General features: G+C 66.9%; 22 protein-coding genes, 1 pseudogene and 2 riboswitches. Of the genes and pseudogenes, 16 read left to right on the forward strand and 7 right to left on the reverse strand.

The genetic code is table 11. The annotated features are described in order from the left end of the window. The coding region (locus PV773_RS07890; protein ID WP_347966077.1) for a formate--tetrahydrofolate ligase at positions 1 to 150 on the forward strand (150 nt) is incomplete at its 5' end. Positions 151 to 219: 69 nt separating this feature from the next. Here PV773_RS07890 and PV773_RS07895 read toward each other — a convergent pair. Beyond that, positions 220 to 1,374, reverse strand: a complete 1,155-nt coding sequence (locus PV773_RS07895) for an acyl-CoA dehydrogenase family protein (protein WP_347966078.1) — start codon at positions 1,372 to 1,374, stop codon at positions 220 to 222. A gap of 187 nt (positions 1,375 to 1,561) precedes the next feature. Here PV773_RS07895 and PV773_RS07900 point away from each other — a divergent pair, with 187 nt between their 5' ends. Then, positions 1,562 to 2,254: a winged helix-turn-helix transcriptional regulator gene (locus PV773_RS07900; protein WP_347965824.1), complete on the forward strand. Its 693-nt coding sequence runs from the start codon at positions 1,562 to 1,564 to the stop codon at positions 2,252 to 2,254. Here PV773_RS07900 and PV773_RS07905 read toward each other — a convergent pair. The 3 genes from PV773_RS07905 to PV773_RS07915 all read right to left on the reverse strand — a co-directional run bounded on the left by PV773_RS07905 (position 2,251) and on the right by PV773_RS07915 (position 4,385). Further along, positions 2,251 to 2,727, reverse strand: coding sequence for a GFA family protein (locus tag PV773_RS07905; RefSeq protein ID WP_347965825.1), 477 nt, complete (start codon positions 2,725 to 2,727; stop codon positions 2,251 to 2,253). The two genes, PV773_RS07900 and PV773_RS07905, sit on opposite strands and share 4 nt — an antisense overlap. A 348-nt stretch (positions 2,728 to 3,075) precedes the next feature. After that, the gene (locus PV773_RS07910; RefSeq protein WP_347965826.1) at positions 3,076 to 3,549 is read right to left on the reverse strand and encodes a 6,7-dimethyl-8-ribityllumazine synthase; all 474 of its coding nucleotides are present in this window, start codon (positions 3,547 to 3,549) and stop codon (positions 3,076 to 3,078) included. 76 nt (positions 3,550 to 3,625) lie between these two features. Continuing rightward, positions 3,626 to 3,770: riboswitch (FMN riboswitch) on the reverse strand. A gap of 60 nt (positions 3,771 to 3,830) precedes the next feature. Further along, a complete protein-coding gene (locus PV773_RS07915; protein ID WP_347965827.1) occupies positions 3,831 to 4,385 on the reverse strand; it encodes a sugar O-acetyltransferase in 555 nt (184 codons plus the stop codon). Positions 4,386 to 4,529: 144 nt separating this feature from the next. Here PV773_RS07915 and PV773_RS07920 point away from each other — a divergent pair, with 144 nt between their 5' ends. Then, complete coding sequence (locus PV773_RS07920; RefSeq protein WP_347965828.1) at positions 4,530 to 4,997, forward strand: DUF4126 domain-containing protein; 468 nt, start codon at positions 4,530 to 4,532, stop codon at positions 4,995 to 4,997. After that, the gene (locus PV773_RS07925) at positions 4,994 to 6,376 is read left to right on the forward strand and encodes an FAD-containing oxidoreductase (protein WP_347965829.1); all 1,383 of its coding nucleotides are present in this window, start codon (positions 4,994 to 4,996) and stop codon (positions 6,374 to 6,376) included. The genes PV773_RS07920 and PV773_RS07925 overlap by 4 nt, the downstream gene beginning before the upstream one ends. Before the next feature lie 56 nt (positions 6,377 to 6,432). Here PV773_RS07925 and PV773_RS07930 read toward each other — a convergent pair whose 3' ends face one another. Together PV773_RS07930 and PV773_RS07935 are read right to left on the reverse strand one after the other, a co-directional pair. After that, the gene (locus PV773_RS07930) at positions 6,433 to 7,203 is read right to left on the reverse strand and encodes an isocitrate lyase/phosphoenolpyruvate mutase family protein (RefSeq protein ID WP_347965830.1); all 771 of its coding nucleotides are present in this window, start codon (positions 7,201 to 7,203) and stop codon (positions 6,433 to 6,435) included. Positions 7,204 to 7,443: 240 nt separating this feature from the next. Further along, complete coding sequence (locus PV773_RS07935; RefSeq protein WP_347965831.1) at positions 7,444 to 7,899, reverse strand: MarR family transcriptional regulator; 456 nt, start codon at positions 7,897 to 7,899, stop codon at positions 7,444 to 7,446. 165 nt (positions 7,900 to 8,064) lie between these two features. On the opposite strand from PV773_RS07935, the gene PV773_RS07940 reads away from it, so the two are divergent. The 11 genes and pseudogenes from PV773_RS07940 (at position 8,065) to PV773_RS07990 (ending at position 20,213) form a co-directional block, all read left to right on the forward strand. Continuing rightward, on the forward strand, positions 8,065 to 10,512 hold the full coding sequence (locus PV773_RS07940; RefSeq protein WP_347965832.1) for a membrane-bound PQQ-dependent dehydrogenase, glucose/quinate/shikimate family: 2,448 nt from the start codon (positions 8,065 to 8,067) through the stop codon (positions 10,510 to 10,512). Positions 10,513 to 10,616: 104 nt separating this feature from the next. Next, entirely contained in the window at positions 10,617 to 10,838 is a 222-nt protein-coding gene (locus tag PV773_RS07945; protein ID WP_347965833.1) for a helix-turn-helix domain-containing protein, read from the forward strand. Positions 10,839 to 10,848: 10 nt separating this feature from the next. Beyond that, positions 10,849 to 11,355 carry a Clp protease N-terminal domain-containing protein gene (locus PV773_RS07950; protein ID WP_347965834.1) on the forward strand — a complete coding sequence of 169 codons (507 nt, stop codon included), beginning with the start codon at positions 10,849 to 10,851 and terminating at the stop codon, positions 11,353 to 11,355. Positions 11,356 to 11,630: 275 nt separating this feature from the next. After that, positions 11,631 to 11,726 (forward strand): annotated as a pseudogene (locus PV773_RS07955) (LysR family transcriptional regulator); the annotation flags it as partial. An 88-nt stretch (positions 11,727 to 11,814) separates the two neighbouring features. Next, the gene (locus PV773_RS07960) at positions 11,815 to 12,270 is read left to right on the forward strand and encodes a LysR substrate-binding domain-containing protein (protein ID WP_347965835.1); all 456 of its coding nucleotides are present in this window, start codon (positions 11,815 to 11,817) and stop codon (positions 12,268 to 12,270) included. Between the two features lie 135 nt (positions 12,271 to 12,405). Further along, positions 12,406 to 13,572: an MFS transporter gene (locus PV773_RS07965; protein ID WP_347965836.1), complete on the forward strand. Its 1,167-nt coding sequence runs from the start codon at positions 12,406 to 12,408 to the stop codon at positions 13,570 to 13,572. Between the two features lie 32 nt (positions 13,573 to 13,604). After that, a riboswitch (cobalamin riboswitch) is annotated at positions 13,605 to 13,815 on the forward strand. Between the two features lie 101 nt (positions 13,816 to 13,916). Further along, entirely contained in the window at positions 13,917 to 14,732 is an 816-nt protein-coding gene (locus tag PV773_RS07970; RefSeq protein WP_347965837.1) for an ABC transporter ATP-binding protein, read from the forward strand. Between the two features lie 23 nt (positions 14,733 to 14,755). Continuing rightward, entirely contained in the window at positions 14,756 to 15,700 is a 945-nt protein-coding gene (locus PV773_RS07975) for an ABC transporter substrate-binding protein (RefSeq protein WP_347965838.1), read from the forward strand. A 53-nt stretch (positions 15,701 to 15,753) separates the two neighbouring features. After that, complete coding sequence (locus PV773_RS07980; protein ID WP_347966079.1) at positions 15,754 to 16,761, forward strand: iron ABC transporter permease; 1,008 nt, start codon at positions 15,754 to 15,756, stop codon at positions 16,759 to 16,761. 241 nt (positions 16,762 to 17,002) lie between these two features. Beyond that, entirely contained in the window at positions 17,003 to 19,192 is a 2,190-nt protein-coding gene (locus PV773_RS07985) for an anthranilate synthase (protein ID WP_347965839.1), read from the forward strand. A 64-nt stretch (positions 19,193 to 19,256) separates the two neighbouring features. Further along, entirely contained in the window at positions 19,257 to 20,213 is a 957-nt protein-coding gene (locus tag PV773_RS07990) for a cation diffusion facilitator family transporter (protein WP_347965840.1), read from the forward strand. A 609-nt stretch (positions 20,214 to 20,822) separates the two neighbouring features. Here PV773_RS07990 and PV773_RS07995 read toward each other — a convergent pair. Next, positions 20,823 to 21,815 carry a tripartite tricarboxylate transporter substrate binding protein gene (locus tag PV773_RS07995; RefSeq protein WP_347966080.1) on the reverse strand — a complete coding sequence of 331 codons (993 nt, stop codon included), beginning with the start codon at positions 21,813 to 21,815 and terminating at the stop codon, positions 20,823 to 20,825. Between the two features lie 205 nt (positions 21,816 to 22,020). Here PV773_RS07995 and PV773_RS08000 point away from each other — a divergent pair, with 205 nt between their 5' ends. Then, the gene (locus PV773_RS08000; protein WP_347965841.1) at positions 22,021 to 23,103 is read left to right on the forward strand and encodes an AbrB family transcriptional regulator; all 1,083 of its coding nucleotides are present in this window, start codon (positions 22,021 to 22,023) and stop codon (positions 23,101 to 23,103) included. Positions 23,104 to 23,214: the final 111 nt, after the last annotated feature.

Here is a 23,214-nt window from a genome sequence, read left to right on the forward strand (position 1 = left end):
GTGCCGGTGCGCGAGGTGCGGCTGGCCGCCGGCGCCGGCTTCGTCGTCGCCATCTGCGGCGAGATCATGACCATGCCGGGCCTGCCCAAGGTGCCGTCCTCGGAGAAGATCTTCCTCAACGAACAGGGCCAGATCGAAGGCCTGTTCTGAGACGACGCTCAGAAAAAGGTCGGCCGCCGCGAGAAATCGCGGCGGCCATTTCCTTTTTGGCGGCTTGCCTCAGAAGATCGCGTCGACCGGCAGGCCGAGCGCCATCGCCCCGGCGTAATGGGCCTGCGGACCGGCCTGCAACGGATGGAAGCGCGCGCCCTGCATGTCGCGGAAGCGGCGCTCGAGCCCGCGGTCGCGGTAGAACGACGCCCCGCCGGCGAGTTCCATGGCGAGCTCCACCACTTCCAGGCCATGGCTTGCGACCAGCGAGCGGCCGACCATCACCTCGTTGACGCTTTCCGCCGAGGGCGCGTTGCGTTCGGCTTCCTCGATCATGGCGCGATGCGCCAATTGGGCGGCGCGCAAGGCCGTCTCCATCCGCCCGGCGAGGTTGAGCGCGGTCTCGCTTGCCGGCTTCTTGCGGGCGATCTCGACGGCGATGTCGCGGGCGCTTTCGGCAATCCCGAGATAGACCGAGTAGATCAGCGGGAAGGCAATGGTGGCGATGATCTGGAACACCGGATGCCAGTGGCCAGCAGCACGCGAGAAGGCGACGGACGCATCCGGGACGAACAGCTTGTCGATGACGACGTCGTTCGAACCGGTGCCGCGCATGCCCAATGTGCGCCAGTTGTCCATGACGGTGACTTCCGGCGCCCGCATCGGCACGCCGAAATGGATCACTTTTTCGGTGCCGTCGTCGGCGCAATGGATCGCGCCGGTCATCAGGATGTCGCCCGCGATCGCACCCGAGGTGAAGACCTTGCGCGCGGTGATGCGGTAGCCGCCCTCGACCTTCTCGGCCTTGCCGGAGCCGCCGATCCAGTCGGACCCGCCGCTGGAGAGGAGGATGATCTTCTCCGTGGCGACGCGCTTGAGCAGCGGCTCGACGGCGGCGACGTTCTGGTGGCGCCAGCGCCAGGCCGGGATCGCCACCTGGTGGGTATGCATGGCGAAGGCGAGCGCGGTCGAACCGCATGACTGCGCCATGATGCGCAGCATCTCGCAGAGCTCGGCGATACCGGCCCCGCCGCCGCCCAGCTCGAGCGGCACGCCAGCCTGGACGAGCCCGGCTTCCTTCAGAAGCACGTAGTTGTCGGCGACGAAGCGGTCGCCCTCGTCGAACTTGGAGGCACGTTCGGCAAGGACGGGAGCGAGGTCATGGGCCACGCCCACGACATCGGTCGGGATCTGCGTTACGGCACCTGTGCTTCCCGTCGTCATGTTTTCAAGACTTCTCATCAAGTCGTCTCCTGGTTGACCGGCAGGTCGGGGCGGAACATTGCGCCAACGACCGACCGGGTCCAGTTCAGGAACTGAATCGGCCAGCGCGCCACTCAGCCCTATGGGCTAGGTGCGGAATGCCGGCATTTGCGCTATAAGGTCCGATCCCCCGTGCGACTGGTGCGAGATGAGCGATCGCGGCGGATATGGCCAGTTCTGTCCGGTTTCGATGGCGTCGGAGGTCCTCTGCACGCGCTGGACGACCTTGGTCGTGCGCGAAATGCTGATGGGATCGAGCCGTTTCAACGATCTTCGCCGCGGCGTGCCCAGGATGTCGCCGGCACTCTTGTCCAAGCGGCTGAAGGAGCTCGAACGCGCCGGCGTGGTGCAGACCGAGCGCGGCGCCTCTGGCAGCGTCGAATACCACCTGACCGAGGCCGGCGAGGACCTGCGTCCGGTCATCCTCGGCCTCGGCGAATGGGGTCACCGCTGGGTGGAAAGCCAGCTAACTCTCAGGAATCTCGACCCTTCGCTCCTGATGTGGGACATGCGACGCAACCTCAACCCGGAGCCGTTGCCGCCGCAGCGCTGCACGATTCACTTTCTGTACCCCGAAGTGAGCAAGGCGCAGCAGAACTGGTGGCTGGTGGTCGACGAAGGCACGGTCGACCTCTGCAATTCCGACCCCGGCTTCGAGGTCGACCTGCAGGTCACCGGCTCCTTGCGCAGCATGACGGCGGTGTGGATGGGCCTCGCCCGGCTGAGCCAGGAGATCGATTCCGGCAGGCTGGAACTCGACGGCGACGACCGCATCGCCCGCGCCATGCAGGCCTGGCTCGGCCTGAGCAGCTTCGCGCCGGTGTCGCGCCGGGTGCCTTAGCTCGACGCTTCCCCTGCTTTTGCCCAGGCCTGGTACTCCTGCATCAGCGGCTCGAGTTCCTCCATCGCCGGGAACTCGTGAAAACTCCTGGCAGCACCCGTCTCGGCGAAGGACAGTTTGGTCTTCGTGAAGGTCTCCATGAACGGGCGGAACCAGGCGCTGTCCTCCAGCATGGTCGGCCGCACGTTGACGAACCAGTCGACGCCCTCGACGCGCGTGAACATCCACGTCTTGCAGTGTTCGCAGAACTGGTGGTGCAGCTCCTCGCCATGCACGCCGCCGACGACGGTCTCGCCCTTGGTGACGGCAAAACCGTCGGCCGGCACGATCGCCGTCAGCGAATAGGCCGAGGACGACATCTTCTGGCAGCCCGGGCAATGGCAGGCGGCGGTGGCGATGGGCGGCTTCGACACCTCGATCTCGACCCGGCCGCAGCGGCAGGAACCCTTGAGCGGCAGCGGAATGGACGGCATGACGGGCTCCCTGTCTGATACGCCGCGCATCATGCGATGCCGACTGTCCGAAGCCTAGGGCCACGATCGCCTTTTCGGTGCGGCGCGCCATCGCAGGCGGGGCGATCAACGACCGACCACTTCCTATTTGTGCTGGGCAATCACATCAAGGAGCGTCAGCGACTTCATACCCCCCCTCGGTCCCTCCCCACAAGGGGGAGGGAGGCGAGCTCGTCGCCGCTCTGGCGAAAACATCAAGGATTGGCGCAAGTCGGAGCTGGCGCGCCAGATTCCCCTCCCCCTTGTGGGGAGGGGTCAGGGGTGGGGGTGCCGTGCCGGCTGCCAATCCTCCCCTTTGGTCCAGTCGCGTCAGGCGACGATCAGTTCGCGTGCCTTGAGGATCTCGACGCAGGCGTTGGCGGCTTCCTTGCCCTTGACCTTGAAGTGGTCGAAGAAGAAGCGGTGGTGCTCGGCGCTGTCGTGGTAGTTGTGCGGCGTGAGCACGGCCGACAGCACCGGCACGCCGGTCTGAAGCTGCACGTTCATCATGCCGTCGAGCACGGCATGCGCCACGAAGTCGTGGCGGTAGATGCCGCCATTGACCACGAAGGCCACGCCGAGGATCGCCTGGTAGCGGCCGGTCTCGGCCAGCGTCTTGGCAAACAGCGGGATCTCGTAGGCGCCGGGCACGTCGTAGACGTCGACGGCGATGCGGCCGGCTGACAGCGTCTCGATCTCGGCACCGAAGGCCTTGACGCATTCGTCGACGATGTCGGCATGCCAACGGGCGCGGATCACGGCGACGCGGCGGGTATCGAAGTCTTTCGGGGATTGCTGATTCATGGGTCCATCCTTCCGTTTCGAACCAGAATCAGGACGCACGACACGGACTCCCGGCGGCACGCGCCACCGCTCGTCCTATCGTTCTCTTCCATCCGGACTATGACCGTCGGCTCCGGAATCGCACCGGATCTGCTGACCCTTCCGTTGCCGGAAGGCGCTCGCGGGCTTGGGCCGAGACCCTTACCGCCGGTGGGGACTTTCACCCCGCCCTGAGAACATTTTTGCCCGCTCGATATGCCGGGGCCGGGCGGGACTGTCAACGGCAGGAATAATAGTTTCAGCTATCTGGCTATCGGCCGGGCCGGATTGCCCACCACCGTCGCACCCGCCGGCACGTTCTTCGTCACCACCGAACCCGCCCCGACGATGGCGTCATCGCCGATCTCGATGCCGCCGAGGATGATCGAGCCGCCGCCGATCCAGACGTTGTCGCCGATCGTGACCGGGCGGCCGATCTCGAGGCCGGCGCGGCGCTGAACTGGGTCCTTGCTATGCTCGGGGCAATAGACATGGACGTTGGGCCCCAACATGGTGCCCTTGCCGATGCGCACCGGTGCCGTGTCGAGGATGGTGCAGCCGGCATTGAGGAACACGTTTTCGCCGAGATGGATGTTGAAACCGTAGGGGCAGTGGAACGGCGCCTCGACGCGGGCGCCCTCGCCCGCACTGCCGAGCAAGGCGCGCAGCGCCGGCGCGATGTCGCCGCGTGCCCGAGGCGGCAGCGCGTTGTGCTCGAACACGGCGTTGGCAGCGGCCAGGCGCAGCGCGTCGAGTTCGGGATCGAGGCAAGTGTACCACTCGCCGGCGGCCATCTTTTCACGTTCGCTCGCAGCCATGCGCGGCCCTTTCCGTCGTCGCCCAGCCAACCACGGAACGTGCCCTGCTGCAAAGGTCGAAGCCGCCCGCCTCTGGCGAAACCGTCTGGCTGTGCTAGCCTTTGGCGGAAGTGCACTTCCGGTCACGGCCACGGGGGACAACGGATGGCGACGTTCTACCTGCTCGCACTGCTCATCGGAATTGTTGCCGGCCTGAGGGCCATGGCCGCCCCGGCCGCCGTCGCCTGGGGCGCATGGCTCGGCTGGCTGCCGCTTGCCGGCACATGGGCGAGCTTCATGGGCCACTGGATAGCAGTTGCGATCTTCACCGTGCTTGCGCTGGTCGAGCTCGTCACCGACCAGCTGCCGTCGACCCCGAGCCGCAAGGTGCCGCAACAGTTCGGCGCCCGCATCCTGACCGGCGCGCTCTCGGGCGCCGTCATCGGCACGGTGGGCGGCGCGGCCGTCGGCGGGCTGGCAGCGGGTGTCATCGGCGCTATCCTCGGCACGCTCGGCGGCGCCGCCGCTCGAGCAAGCCTGGCGAAATCCTTCGGCAGGGACCTGCCGGCAGCGCTGATCGAGGATGGCGTGGCGATCCTCGGCGCGCTTCTGGTCGTGAGCCTTGTCGCATGAGCCCCGCGCAAAAGTTCGACGCCATCATCATCGGCTGCGGCCAGGCCGGGCCGCCGCTGGCCGGGCGGCTGACGGCGGCGGGCCAGACGGTGGCGCTGATCGAGCGCAAGCTGGTCGGCGGCACCTGCGTCAACACCGGCTGCAAGCCGACCAAGACCATGGTGGCGAGCGCCTATGCCGCCCACCTCGCCCGCACCGGCGCCGACTACGGCGTCTCGACCGGCACTGTCTCCGTCGACATGAAGGCCGTGAAGGCGCGCAAGGACAAGGTGACGGTCGATTCCCGCGCCAGCCTGGAGGACTGGATCGCCGGCATGAAGGGCTGCACGCTCTATCGCGGCCATGCCCGCTTCGAGGGGCCGCACGAGGTGCGGGTCGGCGACGAGTTGCTGCGTGGCGAGCGCATCTTCATCAATGTCGGCGGCCGCGCCAACATCCCCGACATGCCCGGGATCGACGATATCGCCTATCTGACCAACACTTCGATGATGGAGGTGGATTTCCTGCCCCGCCATCTCGTTGTGGTCGGCGGCAGCTATGTAGGGCTGGAGTTCGCCCAGATGTTCCGCCGCTTCGGCTCGCAAGTGACCGTCGTGGAAAAGGGCCCTCGGCTGATCTCGCGCGAAGACGAGGACGTGTCCGAGGCGGTGAAGGACATCCTCGAGCACGAAGGCATCGCACTCAGGCTCAATGCCGAGTGCATCAGCTTCGCGCCGCATCCGGACGGCGTGACCGTCGGCGTCGACTGCAGCTCGGGCGACCGCGCGGTGACCGGCAGCCACGTGCTGCTCGCCATCGGCCGCAAGCCCAACACCGACGATCTCGGCCTCGACGAAGCGGGCGTGGCAGTGGACAAGCGCGGCTACGTCGAGGTCGACGACCAGCTCAGGACCAACGTCCCGCACATCTGGGCGATGGGCGACTGCAACGGCAAGGGCGCCTTCACCCACACCTCCTACAACGACTTCGAGATCGTCGCCGCCAACCTGCTCGACGACGACCCGCGCAAGGTCAGCGACCGCATCGAGGCCTATGCGCTCTACATCGACCCGCCGCTCGGCCGCGCCGGCATGACCGAGACCGCCGCCCGCAAGAGCGGCCGCAAGGTCTTGGCCGGCGAGCGGCCGATGACGCGTGTCGGCCGCGCCGTCGAAAAGGGCGAGACGCAGGGCTTCATGAAGATCCTGGTCGATGCAGATACGAGGCAGATCCTCGGCGCCTCGGTGCTGGGCACCGGCGGCGACGAGGCGATCCATGCGGTGCTCGACCTGATGTATGCGAAAGCGCCGATCGAAACGCTGCAGCGGGCGATGCACATCCACCCGACTGTGTCGGAGCTGTTGCCGACGATCGCGCAGGAGCTGAAGCCGCTGAGCTGAGTGCCGCGCGGACGCAAGGGTCCGGCGCGGCACTTTTTGTCTATCGAAACCGCGGCTCAGCCTTCGATGGCTGCCCTCGCCCTTGCCTCCAGCCACTCGGCCATCTGGCGGTAGGGCACCGGGCCGTAGCTGATGCGGGCGACGCCGAGCTCGGCCAGCTTCGCCTTCGGTGGCACGTGGGCGAGCGCGATGATGTTGACCGGCAGCTCGACCTCGCGGCAGAGCCGGCCGATCAGCTTCTCATCGCCGAGACCGGGCGCGAAGAAGCCGTGCGCGCCGGCTTTTGCATAGGCCTCTGCTCGTTCGATCGCGGCATCGACCAGCGCGTCGCTGTGTTCGTCGGGCTTGGCCTTCAGGAAGATGTCGGTGCGGGCGTTGATGAAGGCGGGGATGCCGGATGCCCTGACGGCGTCGGCGGCCGCCGCGATGCGCTTCACCTGGACGGCGACGTCGTGCAGGCCGCTGCCGCCGACGATCTGGTCCTCGAAGTTGAAGCCGACCACGCCTTCCGTCAACGCCCGCGTCACCGTCGTGGCGACGACTTCGGGCTCCACGCCATAACCGCCTTCGAGGTCCATGGTGACGGGCAGGTCAACCGCGGCGACGATGCGGCGCATGTTGTAGAGCGCCAGGTCGAGGGGAATCTTCTCGCCGTCGGCAAAGCCGAAAGCGGCGGCCACCGGCCAGCTGCCCGTCGCAATCGCCTTGGCGCCGGCCTTGACGACGATTGCCGCACTGCCCGGATCCCAGATGTTGTAGAGAACCACCGGGTCGCCCTTCACGTGCAGGGCATGGAAGGCCTTGGCCTTGTCGATCTGGCTGGTCATGGAATTCGCCTCTTTGGGTGACTGAAGGCCGGAACCTATCAGCGTGAGGCGTCTTGGCCATAGCGCAGAATGCGGTAAGTGAGTTGCCAGAGACGGGGGTAATCACTGTTGCCTGGGTCGTGACCATCGCGGCAATTTCCAGGTCACGGCATGGATCCCCGGGTATCCATGCCGGGAGATAACAACAACTGTTACGGGTCGAGGGACCGCCCCTCCCCCGGTAACGCCACACGGCAAGCGTCAGTCCTCGTCGGGTTCGGCGGCGAGCAGCCTGTTCTCCAGCCGTTCGAGCAGGGCGACGGCCCTTTCCAGCTCGCCCTCGTCCTCGCCGGCCAGCAGATCGTTGCGCAGGCGCTCGAAGATCCGCTCGATCTCGACCACGCGGGCGCGGCCGGCATCGGTCAGCGACAGGATCTTGGCCCGCCGGTCGCCGGGATCCTCCATGCGCGTGATCAGGCCGCCTGCCACCAGAATATCCACGGTGCGCACCAGCGACGGCCCCTCGAGGCCGAGATGATCGGCGACCACGCCCTGGCGACGGTTGTCGCCGAGGCGCGAGAGGGTGACGAGCGGCATGGCGGTGGCATGCGACAGGCCGCAATCGTCGAGCGCACGGTCGGCCGCCCGCCGCCACAACCTGGCGACGGCGATGAGATGCTTGCCGAAACCGGCGCGCGTGGCGGCCCCATTGGACATCCAAAAAAGATAGCATATTATCTATTAGGATGCGATCAGATTCTTGCTCGGAGACGCCGTGGTGATGGCCGAGGAGACATGCCCGCACGTCCAGCAGGACGATCGCAGCCGGCGCCGCCCGCACGGGCCGCATCGAACCGATTGACAATTTCGCAGGTAATCAAAATGGCAGAACTTCAGAAAAGCGGGAGCGGCGGCTGGCTCCTGGTTCTATTCGGTCTGCTCATGGTCATCATCGGGGCACCGCTCGTCTATGGCGGCGTCCAGCTGATCGGCCTGGGCGGATCGTGGTATTACGCGCTCGCCGGCCTCGGCGTCATCGCCTCCGGCATCCTCTACGTCATGCGCCGCAAGGCGGGCCTCTGGCTCTACGGCTTCGTCTTCCTGGCGACCGTCGCCTGGGCGGTCTGGGAATCCGGCCTCGAATTCTGGCCGCTGATCCCGCGCCTCGTGGCACCTGCCGTCATCGCCATCCCGGCGCTGTTGCTCGCCCCCCTCATCCCCACCAGCACCGGCAAACGCGGGCCATTTGCACTCGCCGCCCTGCTGGTCGCGGCACTTGCCGCCACCGCCTTCTACGGTTTTGCCCCGCATGGCGTGACCCGCAACGCGCTGGCCTCGGCCGAGCCTGCGCCGACCGTTCCCCCGGCGGCGGCGAGCGCCACCGACTGGCGCCACTATGGCCGCACGCCGGCAGGCACGCGCTACGCGCCGATCGACCAGATCAACCGCGACAATGTCGACAAGCTCGAGGTCGCCTGGACGTTCCAGTACGGCGATACCCCGCAGGGCACGGCACAGGACCAGAACACGCCGCTCTTCGTCGGCGACACGCTCTACACCTGCTCGCCCAACAACATCGTGCACGCACTGAACCCGGATACGGGCGACGTGAAGTGGAAGTTCGACCCGAAGGCCAAGTCGCCGCTGTGGCAGCGCTGCCGCGGCGTGAGCTACTACGAACCGGGCCCGGCGGCGGCGCAGGCTGACACGCCTGCCCCCACCAATGCCAATGCCCCTGCCGATCCGCTGGCCCCCGCCAGCCCGATCGCGCCTGCCACGCAGGTCGCCCAGGCTGCCAACGCCTGCGCGGCGCGCATCGTCATGACCACCATCGACGCCCGCCTGATCGAGCTCGACGCCAAGACCGGCGAGCTGTGCCAGGATTTCGGCAATGGCGGCATCGTCGATCTCAAGTCCGGCATGGGCGAGATCAAGGACGGCTTCTACTTCCAGACTTCCGCCCCGACCGTCACCCGCGACCTGATCATGGTCGGCGGCTGGGTGTGGGACAATGTCGAGACCGGCGAGCCCTCGGGCGCCGTGCGCGCATTCTCGGCCCGCACCGGCGAGCTGGTCTGGGCCTGGGACCTCGGCAACCCCGCCATCACCAAGCTGCCGCCGGAAGGCGAGAGCTACACGCGCGGCACGCCCAACGTCTGGTCGACGCCGGCCTATGACGAAGCGCTCGGCCTCGTCTACCTGCCGACCGGCAACGCCACGCCCGACTTCTTCGGCGCGCATCGCTCGAAGGCCGCCGAGGACTACACCGCCTCGGTCGTCGCCCTCGACATCGCCACCGGCCGCGAGCGCTGGAAGTTCCAGACCGTGCACCACGACATCTGGGACTACGACGTTCCCGCCCAGCCCGCGCTCTACGACGTGCCGGACGGCAAGGGCGGCACCGTGCCGGCGCTGATCCAGATCACCAAGCGCGGGCAGATCTTCATGCTCGACCGCCGCGACGGCAAGCCGATCGCCGAGGTCGAGGAGCGCCCGGTGCCGCAGACCGGCGGCGTACCGGAGGACTTCCTGTCGCCGACGCAGCCCTATTCGGTCGGCATGCCGGCGATCGGCGCGGAGCCCTTCACCGAGGCCAGGATGTGGGGTGCGACGCCCTACGACCAGCTCTACTGCCGCATCGAGTTCAAGAAGATGCGTTACGAGGGCGAATTCACGCCTCCCGGCCTGACCCGCTCGATCATCTTCCCGGGCTACTATGGCGGCATGAACTGGGGCAGTGCGGCGATCGACGAGGCCCGTGGGCTTCTGATCGTCAACGACATCCGCATGCCGCAGTTCGCCCAGCTGATGCCGCGCGAGCAGACCGACAACTATGGCGGCTCGGCAGCGCATGACGGCCTGTCGCAGCAGAAGGGCACGCCCTATGGCGCGCTGAAGAACGGCTTCATGTCGCCGCTCGGCGTTCCCTGCCACCAGCCGCCCTACGGCACCTTCACCGGCATCGACCTGAAGACCCGCCAGATCGCCTGGCAGGTTCCGGCCGGCACGCTGGAGGACACCGGACCGCTCGGCATGAAGACGGGGCTGCAGATCCCGATCGGCATGCCGACGCTGGGCGGCCCGATCACCACCTCGGGCGGTCTCGTCTTCTACGCCGGCACGCAGGACTATTATCTGCGCGCCCTCGACGTGGAGACCGGCGAAGAGCTGTGGAAGGGCCGCATGCCCGTAGGCGCCCAGTCAACGCCGATGACCTTCGTGTCGCCGGAAAGCGGGGCCCAGTATGTGGTCATTTCCGCCGGCGGCGCGCGCCAGTCGCCCGACCGCGGCGACTACGTGGTTGCCTACAAGCTGCCCAAGCAGAACTGAGTTCTCAGTTCATCGCCTGGGCGGTGAGATCCGTATGAAAACGGATGACAAGCGCGCCGTCAACTTTTGTTGACGGCGCGACCATCGTCAACTAAGGTTGACACATGGATGACCTGCGTAAAATCACCATCCCGACCGATCCCGATGAGGCCCTGGCTGCTGTCGTCGCTTTGCGCCGATTGGCGGACAGGATCGAACGCGAAGCCGTGCGATCGGCCCTGCAGCAAGGTTGGTCGTGGTCGAGGATTGCCCAAGCCCTCGGAATCACCAAGCAGGCCGCCCACAAGCGACTTTCGGACGTGGCGGAGAGCGACAGCTCCACATAAGGGGAACGCGATGTTCAGCGGCATCAAATCAAAGCTCGACGACATGAGCATTATCAAGCGTCTCTGCGAGCGGGCGGAAGCCCATGCCTTGCACGATCAGCAGCGGGAGCCGGGGGCCGAACATTTTCTGTTGGCCGCCCTCGATCTTCCGGACGGCACGGCTCGTCTCGCCTTTAAGCGAGCAGGAGTGGAGCCAGACGCCCTGCAAGCCGCGATCGAACGGCAGTATGGCGATGCCCTTCGGTCGATCGGCCTGACAGCGGATGCGCCGCATGAAACGTCGATTTCGGCAAATCCCGGCGCATATCAAGCAGCACCCTCCGGCCAAGCAGTCATGCAGGAGCTGGCGGCAACCCGGAAAGACCATACCCCGTTGCTTGGCGCCCATGTCGTCGGCATCGTCGCGGGAATGTCGCAGGGTGTAGCGCCCCGCGCGCTCCGCGCCTTGGGCATAGATTCCGCCACACTGAAATCGGCTGCCGACGCGATAGTCGCAGCAATCGGCCCCGCCCGCTGATCTCCCGGCAGGGCTCTCCACCTCATGACTATTCGGAAGGGGCGCCTCGTGCGCCCCTTCTCATTTCTGGCCAGCGAAAGCCGCTCTGGTCCGCCGCGTCGGCAGTCGCCAGCCGAGGCGGACGCCGAGCGTGGCGACTGCGATCAGGACCATGCCCAGCCCCTGGGCGATGCCGATGGGATGATCGTAGACCGCCCAGTCGATGATGATGGCGACGACCGGGTAGACGAAGGTGAGTACTCCGATGACCGGCGTCGGCGGCGCTCGACCTCGACCTGCTCAGGACCTTCGTCGCCGTTGCGGACAGCGGCAGCTTTTCCAGTGCCGCCGCGCGGGTCGGGCGCAGCCAGTCGGCGGTGAGCATGCAGATGCAGCGGCTGGACCAGACCGTCGGCAAGAAGCTCCTGGTGCGCGGGCCGCGCGCGGTGACCACGAATCTGCGAGCAGTCGACCTCGCTGGTGAACACCTTCGCCGACGGGCGGCTCGACCTCGTCATCATTACCCGTGGATCGGAGCAGTCGATCGAGGTGCTGCAGCGCGAGCGACTGGTGTGGGTCGCCTCGCCCAACCATGTCGCCTGGGAGATCGATCCCCTGCCCGTCGCCCTGTTCGAGCCGGGCTCCGTAGCGCGACGCAGCGTGCTGCAGGTGCTGGGCGCCGCCGATCGGTCGTTCCGCAGCACCTATTCCAGCGCAAGCCTGCTCGGGCTGATCGCCGTCGTGCAAGCGGGCCTGGCGGTCGCCGGCCTCGCCCAGCGCAGCGTGCCGCCAAGCCTGCGCATCATCGGCGAGAACGAGGGCCTGCCGCCCCTGCCCGACATGGAGATCGGCATCCTGCGCAACCCGCAAGCGGGCAATTCGGCGGTCGAGCGGCTCTACGACTTCCTCCGCCGCGACCTGACGCAACAGTCCTGAACGACGGGGCTGCGCCGTCCGCGAATGGGTGCCATGCACTCCATGCATTGCTGCAATGCATCAAAATCGCTTGCGCGGCGGCCGACTTAAGGAAACTGTCGACCTAAATCGTTTCAATTCCCCCCGAGTCCATCCATGCCCTTGCCGATCCTCGCTCTGGCCGTTGCATCTTTTTGCATCGGTACCACCGAATTCGTGATCATGGGGCTGTTGCCCGAGGTCGCCGCCGACTTGGGCGTCTCGATCCCGGCGGCGGGGCTGCTGGTCACGGGCTATGCCCTCGGCGTGGTCATCGGAGCCCCGATCATCGCCATCGGCACGGCGAGACTGCCGCGCAAGCCGGTGCTGGTCGGGCTGGCCATGCTGTTCGTTCTCGGCAACCTGCTTTGCGCCATCGCCCCCACCTACTGGACGCTGATGGCGGCGCGCGTCGTCACCGCCCTCGGCCACGGCGCCTTCTTCGGCATCGGCTCGGTGGTGGCGGCAAGCCTGGTGCCGGCCAACAAGCGCGCCAGCGCCATCGCCCTGATGTTCGCCGGCCTGACGCTCGCCAACATCCTCGGCGTGCCCGGCGGCACCGCGCTCGGCGAAGCCTTCGGCTGGCGCATGACCTTCTACGCCGTCGTCGTCATCGGCCTGATCTCGGTCGCGGCCATCGCCTGGCTCGTGCCGGCGGGCGTCGCCCCTCCCGGCAAGGGTGGCGTCGCCGGCGAGGTCAAGGTGTTGGGCAAGCTGCAGGTGTGGCTCGCCATGATCATCTCCGCGCTCGCCTCGGGCAGCCTGTTTGCCGTCTTCACCTACATCAAGCCGATCCTGACCGGCGTCACCGGACTGTCGATCGAGTCCGTCACCTGGATCCTGCTCTTGTTCGGCGGCGGCATGACCATCGGCAACATCATCGGCGGCAAGCTGGCCGACTGGAGGCTGATGCCGACGGCCATCGGCGCGCTCGTGGTGATGGCCATGATCCACGTCGCCTTCGCCGGGCTCAGCCACTCGGTACCCGCGGCGATCCTGCTCGTCTTCATGTGGGGCGTCATCACCTTCGTCATCGTGCCGCCGATGCAGATGCGCGTCGTCGAGACAGCCTCGGAAGCGCCGAACCTCGCCGCCACGCTCAACCAGGGCGCCTTCAATGCCGGCAATGCCGCCGGCGCCTGGGCGGGAGGCGCTGCGATCTCGATGGGAGTGAGCTACGCCGACCTGCCCTTCGTCGGCGCGGCGATTGCGCTGACCGCCTTCGCCGTGGCCGTCATTTCCTTCGCGCTCGACCGGCGTGACGCAATTCAGCAGGCGGCATGACGCTTTAGCGATTGTCAGCAACCCGTCGTTGCTGTAGCCACGGCAGCGATGGTTCCTGCTGCCTGGTTCGGGCAGCGGATTAAATGGGAACACGGTGAGACGTCCCGGACGCGAAACCGTGGCTGCCCCCGCAACTGTGAGCGGATAGCAAGTCGGAAGAATGCCACTGGCCGCACGGCCGGGAAGGCTCCGAGGCGCCGAAACCCGCAAGCCAGGAGACCTGCCATCATCGGATGCGTTCAACCGGCCGGGGTGTGCCGCGGAGATGATGATGGTTGCGACTGCCTTTTTCGGATCGCCGATCGGATCGTTCTGCCGCCTCCGCCACGTCACGGAGACAGGGCATGCTCGATCACGTCCACGGCTCTAGTCGTCTCGTAGGCTCCACCCCGGCACTGCTCGAACTCGACGGCCTGTCATGGGGCCCGCGCGCGTCGAAGCCGATCCTCCAGCCAGTGACCGTGCGTGTGGAGCCGGCGGAGCTGCTGGCCATCGTCGGCCCCAACGGCGCCGGCAAGTCGAGCCTGCTGCGCTGCCTCTACCGCTACCACCGGCCGACCGGCGGCACGGTCAGGCTGGACGGAACCGACATCTGGCGGATGAAGCCGCGCGATTGCGCCCGCCGCATCGCCACAGTGCTGCAGGAGCCGGCCTCGGACTTCGGCCTGACGGTGGCCGAGATCGTCGAACTCGGGCTCATCCCGCACGCCACCCGCGTCGGAACCGCGGCCGACTACTATCTTGACGTCGAGGCCGCACTGTCGCTGCTCGGCCTCACCCGGCTCGCCGCGCGTGATTTCGGCTCGCTGTCGGGCGGCGAGAAACAACGCACCATGATCGCGCGAGCCGTGGTGCAGCGGCCCGACCTCTTGATCCTGGACGAGCCGACCAATCACCTCGACATCCGCCATCAGCTCGAAGTGCTCGAACTGCTTCGCAATCTCGGCTGCACCGTGGTGGTCTCGCTGCACGACCTGGCGCTCGCCTCGGCCTATGCGGACCGCGTGCTGGTCATGGACGGCGGCCGCGCGGTCGCCTGTGGCAGGCCGGCCGACATCCTCACACCCGAGCGCATCCGCGAGAACTTCGCCGTGGGCGCCACCCTCGACGATCACCCGGTCACCGGGCGCCCGCGCTTTTCCTTCCATCTCGAACGCTGAACCCGCCAAGCCGAGGAGCCTCCATGCGCCTGACGATTTTTGCCGCCGCAGTCCTTGCAAGCTGCACCACCGCCCTGGCGGACGACTTTCCGGTCACGGTCAGGAGCTGCAACCGCGACGTGACCTTCGCCGCTCCGCCGCAGCGGGCGGTGTCCAACGACATCAACCTGACCGAGATGATGCTGACCCTCGGCCTGGCCGACCGCATGGTCGGCTATTCCGGCATTTCCGGCTGGAACAAGATCGACGCGGCCATTCGCAAGGACATCGGCCAGTTGCCGGAACTCGCGCCGCAATATCCGAGTAAGGAGGTGCTGCTCGGCGCCGACGCCGATTTCTATTTCGCCGGCTGGAACTACGGCATGAGCGTCGGCGGCGCCGTCACGCCCGACACGCTCGCGCCCTTCGGCATCGCCGTCTACGAGCTGACGGAAAGCTGCATCCACGTCGTGAAGCGGGAAAAGTCGTCGATGGACGACATGTATGTCGACCTCCTCAACCTCGGCACGATCTTCGGGGTGCGCGACAAGGCGGAGGCCCTGGTCATGGGCTACAAGCGGGATCTCGCCGAATTCCAGTCCAGGCTGCCTCGGCTCGACAGGCCGGTGAAGGTGTTCCTCTACGATTCCGGCGAGCAGAAGCCGTTCACCGCAGGCCGCTACGCCATCCCGACCGCGATGATCGAGGCGGCCGGCGGCATCAACATCGCCGACGACGTCGAGGCCAACTGGGCCGAGATCGGCTGGGAACCGGTGATCGAGCGCAATCCCGACGTCATCGTCATCGTCAACTACGGCGAGGTGACGGCCGAGCAGAAGATCGCCTTCATGCGCTCCAACCCGGCCTTCAAGGACATTGCGGCGGTGAGGAACAACCGTTTCGTCGTGCTCGAATATGTCGAGGCTACACCCGGGCCGCGCAACATCGCGGCGATCAAGCGCCTGGCCGAAGCGTTCCGGGCTGACTGACCGTGTCGCACCGGAATTTCGTCAAGGGCCCACGCCATGCGCTGATCCACGCCATGCCGGCGCTGGTCGCGGCGCTCGCGGCACTGCTGGCCGTCACGATGCTCGTCGCGATCGGCGTGGGTTCGGTGGCGATCCCGCTCGACGCGGTCTGGGGGGTGATCGCCAACAAGCTCGTGCCGGGCAGCGTCGAGGTCTTCTGGTCGAGCGGCCGCGAGAACATCGTCTGGGACGTGCGCGCGCCGCGGGTCATCCTCGGGGCGACGGTCGGCGCCTCGCTCGCGGTCGTGGGCGCAGCACTGCAGTCGGTGACGCGCAATCCGCTCGCCGATCCGCATCTGCTCGGCGTCTCATCCGGTGCCGCGCTGGGGGCTATCCTCGCTTTGCTCCATGCCGGCATGGTGTTCGGCCCGATCACGGTGCCGCTGTTCGCCTTCGCCGGCGCGCTGGCGGCCACCGCCCTGGTGCTGATGGTCGCCAACCTGACGCGGGCGCACTCGGCCGGCCAACTCGTATTGGCCGGCGTCGCCGTCAGCTTCATCATAACGGCGGCCGGCAACCTGTTGATCTTCCTGGCCGATCCGCGGGCAGCGCCGGTCGTCATCTTCTGGATGCTCGGCGGCCTCGGCATGGCGCAATGGCAGCAGCTGGCCTACCCGCTGCTGGCGCTCGTCGCCGGCGGCGGCTACCTTCTGACCCAGGCCCGCAACCTCAACGCCATGACGCTCGGCGACGAGAGCGCCACCGCGCTGGGGCTGCCGGCGCGCCGGTTCCGCCTCGTCATCTTCGTGGTCTGTGCCATACTCACCGGCAGCGCCGTCGCCTATTCGGGCGTCATCGCCTTCGTCGGGCTGATGATCCCGCATGTCGTGCGGCTCGCGATCGGCGGCGATTACCGTCGCGTGCTGCCGCTGTCGGCTCTGGTGGGCGCCATCTTCCTCGTCACGGCCGACATGGCCGCCCGCACCGTGCTGCCGCCGCAGGACATGCCGCTCGGCATCCTCACGGGGCTGATCGGCGGCGTGGCGTTTGTCGCCCTGATGCGCCGCCGGGTCACAAACTGAGGGTCAGTTGGTAATGCAACGCAACACAGCGCAAATCCTGTTGCAGCCCATGTTTTTCGCCGCTATGGATTTCGCATGAACACGACCTCGAACCAGAACAATTGGTGGCGGGCCAGCTGACAGCGGCCTCTCGAAGCGCGTGTGCGTGAAAATTGTGGTGGCCGCAACGGAAGTTCCGGGCGGCCATTTGCTTTTTTCGAACCAGCTCCGGAACCTCCAGCGGCAAGAGATGGAGACGGGAATGACGGTGGAAATCCTAGAGAACGGCGCCGAGCGCTTTGTCACCGGAGGTGGCATCGCGATCACCCGCGAGCGCCACGAGACCGCCTATGCCGGGGCGATCGAGGCCTATATCGACGGGCTGAACAGCCGGCGCGGCGCGGTATTTTCCTCGAACTACGAATATCCCGGCCGCTATACCCGTTGGGACACCGCCATCATCGACCCGCCGCTGGTGATTTCCGCGCGCGGCCGTTCGATGAAGATCGAGGCGCTGAACGCGCGCGGCAAGGCGCTGCTGCCCGTCATCGGCAGGACGCTCGGCAACCTCGCCGAGGTGACGATCGGGGAGACGTCGGCCAGACTGATCGGGCTCGAAGTGGCAAAGCCCGGCCGCATCTTCACCGAGGAAGAGCGCTCGCGCGTGCCTTCGGTGTTCACCGTGCTGCGCGCCATCACCGCCCTGTTCAAGACCGATGCCGACAGCAATCTCGGCCTCTACGGCGCCTTCGGCTACGACCTCGCCTTCCAGTTCGACCCGGTCGAGCACAAGCTCGAGCGCAAGCAGAGCCAGCGCGACCTGGTGCTGTTCCTGCCCGACGAGGTGCTGGTGGTCGACCACTATTCGGCCAAGGCCTGGCACGACCGCTACGACTATGCCGGCGACGGCTTTTCGACCGAAGGCATCGCCCGCGACAGCGTCGCGGAGCCGTTCAAGGCCTCCGACCGCATCCCGCCGCGCGGCGACCACGAGCCCGGCGAATATGCCCAGCTGGTGCGCCGGGCGATGGACAGCTTCAAGCGCGGCGACCTGTTCGAGGTCGTGCCCGGCCAGATGTTCTACGAGCGCTGCGAGACCGCACCCTCGGAGATCTCGCGCCGGCTCAAGAACATCAACCCCTCGCCCTACTCCTTCTTCATCAATCTCGGCGAGGGCGAGTACCTGATCGGCGCGTCGCCCGAGATGTTCGTGCGCGTCAACGGCCGCCGCGTCGAGACCTGCCCGATCTCGGGCACCATCAAGCGCGGCGACGACGCGATCTCGGACTCCGAGCAAATCCTCAAGCTGCTGAACTCCAAGAAGGACGAGTCCGAGCTCACCATGTGCTCGGACGTCGACCGCAACGACAAGAGCCGCGTCTGCGAGCCGGGCTCTGTCCGCGTCATCGGCCGCCGCCAGATCGAGATGTATTCGCGCCTGATCCACACCGTCGACCACATCGAGGGCCGCCTGCGCGAAGGCATGGACGCCTTCGACGCATTCCTCAGCCACGCCTGGGCGGTGACGGTGACCGGCGCGCCCAAGCTCTGGGCCATGCGCTTCATCGAGAACAACGAGAAGAGCCCGCGCGCCTGGTATGGCGGGGCGATCGGCATGGTGCACTTCAACGGCGACCTCAACACGGGCCTGACCTTGCGCACCATCCGCATCAAGGACGGCATCGCCGAGGTGCGCGCGGGTGCCACCCTGCTCTACGATTCCGTCCCCGAGGAAGAAGAAGCCGAAACCGAACTGAAGGCCTCAGCCATGCTTTCCGCCATCCGCGACGCCAAGACCGGCAACTCCGCAGGCACCGAACGCACCACCGCGCGCGTCGGCGAAGGGGTGAAGATCCTGCTCGTCGACCACGAGGACTCCTTCGTCCATACGCTGGCCAACTATTTCCGCCAGACCGGCGCCGACGTGTCGACCGTGCGCTCGCCGGTGCCGGAAGAGATATTCGACCGCATCAAGCCCGATCTCGTGGTGCTCTCCCCCGGACCTGGCACGCCGAAGGATTTCGACACCGCGGCGACGATCAAGAAGGCCCGCGACCGCGACCTGCCGATCTTCGGCGTCTGCCTCGGCCTGCAGGCACTCGCCGAGGCCTATGGCGGCGAGCTGCGCCAGCTGGCGGTGCCGATGCACGGCAAGCCCTCGCGCATCCGCGTCGCGAAGCCCGGCATCATCTTCTCGGGCCTGCCCAAGGAGGTGACCGTCGGCCGCTACCACTCGATCTTCGCCGACCCGGTGCGGCTGCCCGCCGATTTCGTCGTCACGGCGGAGACCGAGGACGGCGTGATCATGGCGTTTGAGCACAGGAAAGAGCCGATCGCGGCGGTGCAATTCCATCCCGAATCGATCATGACGCTCGGCCACGACGCAGGCATGCGCATGATCGAGAACGTCGTCGCGCACATGCCGCGCAAGGCCAAGGACAAGGCCGCCTAGCCCGATCTGCCCTGTTCGCTCCGTGGCCGCGCGCCGCGGGGCGAACCCGTTACCAAGCGAGACCATGACCCAGACCGAAACGCAGAGATCTCCGGCCGGCGCCAGCCAGACGAGCTCCGCCAAGCAGCGGATCGCCAGGCTCGCCTTCTGGTCCATCATCATCGGCTCGGGGGTGATGGGGCTGAAATTCATCGCCTGGTGGCTGACCGGGTCGGTGGCGCTCTATTCGGACGCGCTCGAATCCATCGTCAACGTCGTCGCCGCGGTCGCCGCCTTCTGGGCGATCAAGGTCAGCCACAAGCCGGCCGACATGGATCACCAGCACGGCCACCACAAGGCCGAGTATTTCTCGGCCGTGCTCGAAGGCGTGCTGATCATGGTGGCCGCCTTCCTGATCCTGTTCGAGGTCTGGCGCAGCTGGGGCACGCCGATGAATGCCGAGCAGCCGTGGCTGGGGCTCGGCATCAACGGCTTCGCCGCCGTGCTCAATGCGATGTGGGCCGCGGCGCTGATCCGGGTCGGCCGCGCCGAGCGTTCGCCCGCCATGGTCGCCGACGGCCATCACATCATGACCGACGTGGTCACCTCGTTCGGCGTGCTCGTCGGCCTGGTCGCCGCGATCGCCACCGGCTGGCAGATCCTCGACCCGGTGCTTGCCGTGATCGTGGCGCTCAACATCCTGTGGCAAGGCTGGCACGTGGTCGGCTCGTCGGTCGACGGGCTGATGGACCGTGCCGTCGAGCTCGACGAGCACATGCGCATACGCGACATCATCTCGGCCAACTCCAAGGGTGCGCTCGAGGTGCACGACCTCAAGACCCGCATCGCCGGCCGCGCCACCTTCATCGAATTCCACCTGGTTGTGAACGCCGGCATGACGGTGGGCGACAGCCACGTGATCTGCGACCGCATCGAGGACGCACTGAAGGAAGTAATCCCCTCGGTCCGCGTCATCATCCACGTCGAGCCGGACGACGAGGCAAAGCTGCCCAAGGGCACGGTGGCGGTTCCCTTCGCCTGAACCGGGCTTTCCGCTCGACGGTTTTTGATCTTGAGGATGCGCATCGGCCCAAGCAACTGCCGAGCTCGAACCGATGCGCCCAGCCCCCCGGCTGGTTAATGGTCGCGACTCAGGGACAAGCCGCGCCGCGAGACCTTTGTCGCTTCCTGTTAGCTCCGCTGCCGGCCGTTCGTAAGCCGCGCCGTGCGGAAACCGGCGGAATTCTCCGGAAATCGGTTTTGTCGGGAACGCGCAGGCAACGATGCGTCCGGCTTGCCGAGGGGCTGGGCGGGCAGCATCGACACCAAGCCGGCTGCGGTTTCGGCGTGGCATCAGCCCGAAGGCAGCTGAGGACACGACCTCAACCGCCTGAATCGGATTGGCAGCGAAGGGCCTCAACCGCCTGTAGGACAAGGCAAATTGGACAACGGCTGCATAGCCCGGCCGCCCGACGTCGGCCACAGCCCCGTCGGGACGGCTTGAATCGGCATGGCAGCCGCTACGGCCAACCGCATGCAACGACTCGACAATTCGCGCCGATCACCCGTGGCAGCGGCCGGCTACCGCACTGCCTCGTCTTCCTGGGCACGAAGCACCCGGCCCGCGGCCGGGCGCTCGCGGACAAAGACATCAGTCCATGCTGATGTTGGCGCCCTTGACGACCGGCTCCCACTTGGCCAGCTCGGCCTTCACATGGGCACCGAGTTCCTCCGGCGTCGAGCCGACGATCCTGGCGCTGAAGCCGTTCATCTTTTCGATGACCGCCGGGTCCTTCATCGCCTTGTTGGCCGAGGCGTTGAGGCGATCGACGACCTCCTTCGGCGTGCCTGCCGGCGCAAACAGCGCGTTCCAGGTATAGGTCTCGTAGCCCGGCACGCCGGCCTCGGCGATGGTGGGCACGTCGGGGAACGACGGCGCGCGTTCGGCGGTCGTGACCCCCAGCGCCCGCAGCGTGCCCGACTTGATGTGCGGAGAGGACGACGGCAGATTGTCGAACATGATCGGCACCTGGTTGCCGACCACGTCGTTGAGCGCCGGTCCGGCCCCCTTGTAGGGAATGTGCTGGATGCTGACGCCGGCCATGGCCTTGAACAGCTCGCCCGACAGGTGCAGCGGCGTGCCGTTGCCCGACGAGGCATAGGAATACTTCTCCGGGTCGGCCTTGAGCAGCGCGATCAGCTCCTGGACGGTCTTGGCCGGCAGTTCCGGATTGACCACCAGCACGTTGGGCACCACGACCAGCAGCGAGACCGGGGTGAAGTCCTTCTCGGGGTCATATGGCTTGGTCTTGAGGATCAGCGGGTTCAGCGCGTGGGTGGCGACTGTACCCATGAGGATGGTGTAGCCGTCCGGCTCGGCGCGCGCCACGCGGTCGGCGCCGATATTGCCGCCGGCGCCGGCGACGTTCTCGACCACCACCTGCTGCCCGAGGTCGTCCGACATCTTCTGCGCGATGATGCGCGCCACGACGTCCGTCGACCCGCCGGCGGCGAAGGGAACGACGAGCGTGACCGGTCGGTCGGGAAACTGCTGGGCCGTTGCCGGCGCTCCGGCAGCGAAAAGCGAGGCAGCGGAAAGACCGAGGGCAAGCGCCATGCGGCGCGTGAGGTTCGAAGTCATCAGTGCGCATCTCCCATCTGTGCGGCGGCACCTCCTTGCCGGCGCTTGGACGAGGGAGCGTATGAATTTCGCATACGCTGTCAACTCGACGATGAACGGAGACCGAAACGGTCAGGGCGCCAACCTGCGGCCAGCTCGACTGCTGGCGGGTGCGATTTCCTGCCCTGTGCGACTGACATGCGTACCCGAAACCGTCTATGAGGGCCCCATGAAGCCTGAAACGCCCTTGCCCGCTCCGCTCGCCGCGCTCGTACCCTGGCAGCAATGGGCGCTTCTGCTCGGCTGTTCGGTGCTGCTTGCGGGCATGCTGGAACTGGTTCGCCTGCCGGCGGCGCTGCTGGTCGGCCCGATGCTGGTGGCGATCGCGCTCGGCAGCAACGGCGCCAGCATCCGGGTGCCGCGGCCGCTGTTCGTTTCGGCGCAGGCGCTGATCGGCTGCCTGGTCGCCAGTTCGATCTCGCCCGGCATCTTCGCGACCTTCCTGTCCGAATGGCCGCTGTTTCTGGGATCGGCCATCGCCACCATCGCGGCATCGAGTTTCCTCGGCTGGTTCATCTCGCGGCTCAAGGTGCTGCCCGGCACCACGGCGGTGTGGGGGTCGGCTCCGGGTGCCGCGACCGCCATGGTGCTGATGGCGGACGCCTTCGGCGCGGATTCGCGCCTCGTCGCCTTCATGCAGTATCTGCGCGTCATCATGGTCTCGGTCGCGGCCGCCCTCGTCGCGCGGCTCTGGGTCGACACGTCGGGCGTGGAGGCGGCGGCCGTCGAATGGTTCCCGGCGATCGAATGGCCCGCCTTCGGCGCCATGCTCGGCGTGGCGACCGTCGGCGGCACGCTGGGCTATCTGCTGCGCATCCCCTCGCCCTATTTCGTCGGTGCCGTGGTGCTGGGTGCCACCCTGCACCTAGGCTTCGGCGTGGCGCTGCAATTGCCGGAATGGCTGCTGGCGATCGGCTACGCGCTGATCGGCTGGACGATCGGACTGAACTTCACCCGGCCGATCCTGCGCCACGCGGCCCGCGCCCTGCCGCAGGTCATCGGTTCGATCGCGGCGCTGATGGCGTTCTGCGGACTGCTCGCCTGGGGCCTGCACAGGCTTCTCGGCGTCGACCCGCTGACCGCCTATCTGGCGACCAGCCCGGGCGGCATGGATTCGATCGCCATCATCGCGGCGGCGGCCGACAACGTCGACCTGTCCTTCGTGCTGACCCTGCAGATGCTGCGCTTCCTGATCGTGCTCCTGTTCGGACCTTCGCTGGCGCGGCTGGTCGCCCGCGCCATCAGGGAGTGACCGGCACGAAATGAGCGGCGCCGTCCGCCTCCCCTTGCGCGGAAAAAGCCGCTCCTGTAAGAGAGCGCCATGAATTCGCGCCAGGTTCACACCGTTTCCCGTCCGACCGCT

Source organism: Mesorhizobium sp. CC13 (assembly GCF_039907765.1).
Lineage (GTDB): Bacteria > Pseudomonadota > Alphaproteobacteria > Rhizobiales > Rhizobiaceae > Aminobacter.

Coding starts and splice junctions, on each gene's coding strand:
- PV773_RS07895 (WP_347966078.1), bottom strand. CDS start 1,374: ATGACGACGGGAAGCACAGGTGCCGTAACGCAGATCCCGACCGATGTC.
- PV773_RS07900 (WP_347965824.1), top strand. CDS start 1,562: ATGAGCGATCGCGGCGGATATGGCCAGTTCTGTCCGGTTTCGATGGCG.
- PV773_RS07905 (WP_347965825.1), bottom strand. CDS start 2,727: ATGCCGTCCATTCCGCTGCCGCTCAAGGGTTCCTGCCGCTGCGGCCGG.
- PV773_RS07910 (WP_347965826.1), bottom strand. CDS start 3,549: ATGAATCAGCAATCCCCGAAAGACTTCGATACCCGCCGCGTCGCCGTG.
- PV773_RS07915 (WP_347965827.1), bottom strand. CDS start 4,385: ATGGCTGCGAGCGAACGTGAAAAGATGGCCGCCGGCGAGTGGTACACT.
- PV773_RS07920 (WP_347965828.1), top strand. CDS start 4,530: ATGGCGACGTTCTACCTGCTCGCACTGCTCATCGGAATTGTTGCCGGC.
- PV773_RS07925 (WP_347965829.1), top strand. CDS start 4,994: ATGAGCCCCGCGCAAAAGTTCGACGCCATCATCATCGGCTGCGGCCAG.
- PV773_RS07930 (WP_347965830.1), bottom strand. CDS start 7,203: ATGACCAGCCAGATCGACAAGGCCAAGGCCTTCCATGCCCTGCACGTG.
- PV773_RS07935 (WP_347965831.1), bottom strand. CDS start 7,899: ATGTCCAATGGGGCCGCCACGCGCGCCGGTTTCGGCAAGCATCTCATC.
- PV773_RS07940 (WP_347965832.1), top strand. CDS start 8,065: ATGGCAGAACTTCAGAAAAGCGGGAGCGGCGGCTGGCTCCTGGTTCTA.
- PV773_RS07945 (WP_347965833.1), top strand. CDS start 10,617: ATGGATGACCTGCGTAAAATCACCATCCCGACCGATCCCGATGAGGCC.
- PV773_RS07950 (WP_347965834.1), top strand. CDS start 10,849: ATGTTCAGCGGCATCAAATCAAAGCTCGACGACATGAGCATTATCAAG.
- PV773_RS07965 (WP_347965836.1), top strand. CDS start 12,406: ATGCCCTTGCCGATCCTCGCTCTGGCCGTTGCATCTTTTTGCATCGGT.
- PV773_RS07970 (WP_347965837.1), top strand. CDS start 13,917: ATGCTCGATCACGTCCACGGCTCTAGTCGTCTCGTAGGCTCCACCCCG.
- PV773_RS07975 (WP_347965838.1), top strand. CDS start 14,756: ATGCGCCTGACGATTTTTGCCGCCGCAGTCCTTGCAAGCTGCACCACC.
- PV773_RS07980 (WP_347966079.1), top strand. CDS start 15,754: ATGCCGGCGCTGGTCGCGGCGCTCGCGGCACTGCTGGCCGTCACGATG.
- PV773_RS07985 (WP_347965839.1), top strand. CDS start 17,003: ATGACGGTGGAAATCCTAGAGAACGGCGCCGAGCGCTTTGTCACCGGA.
- PV773_RS07990 (WP_347965840.1), top strand. CDS start 19,257: ATGACCCAGACCGAAACGCAGAGATCTCCGGCCGGCGCCAGCCAGACG.
- PV773_RS08000 (WP_347965841.1), top strand. CDS start 22,021: ATGAAGCCTGAAACGCCCTTGCCCGCTCCGCTCGCCGCGCTCGTACCC.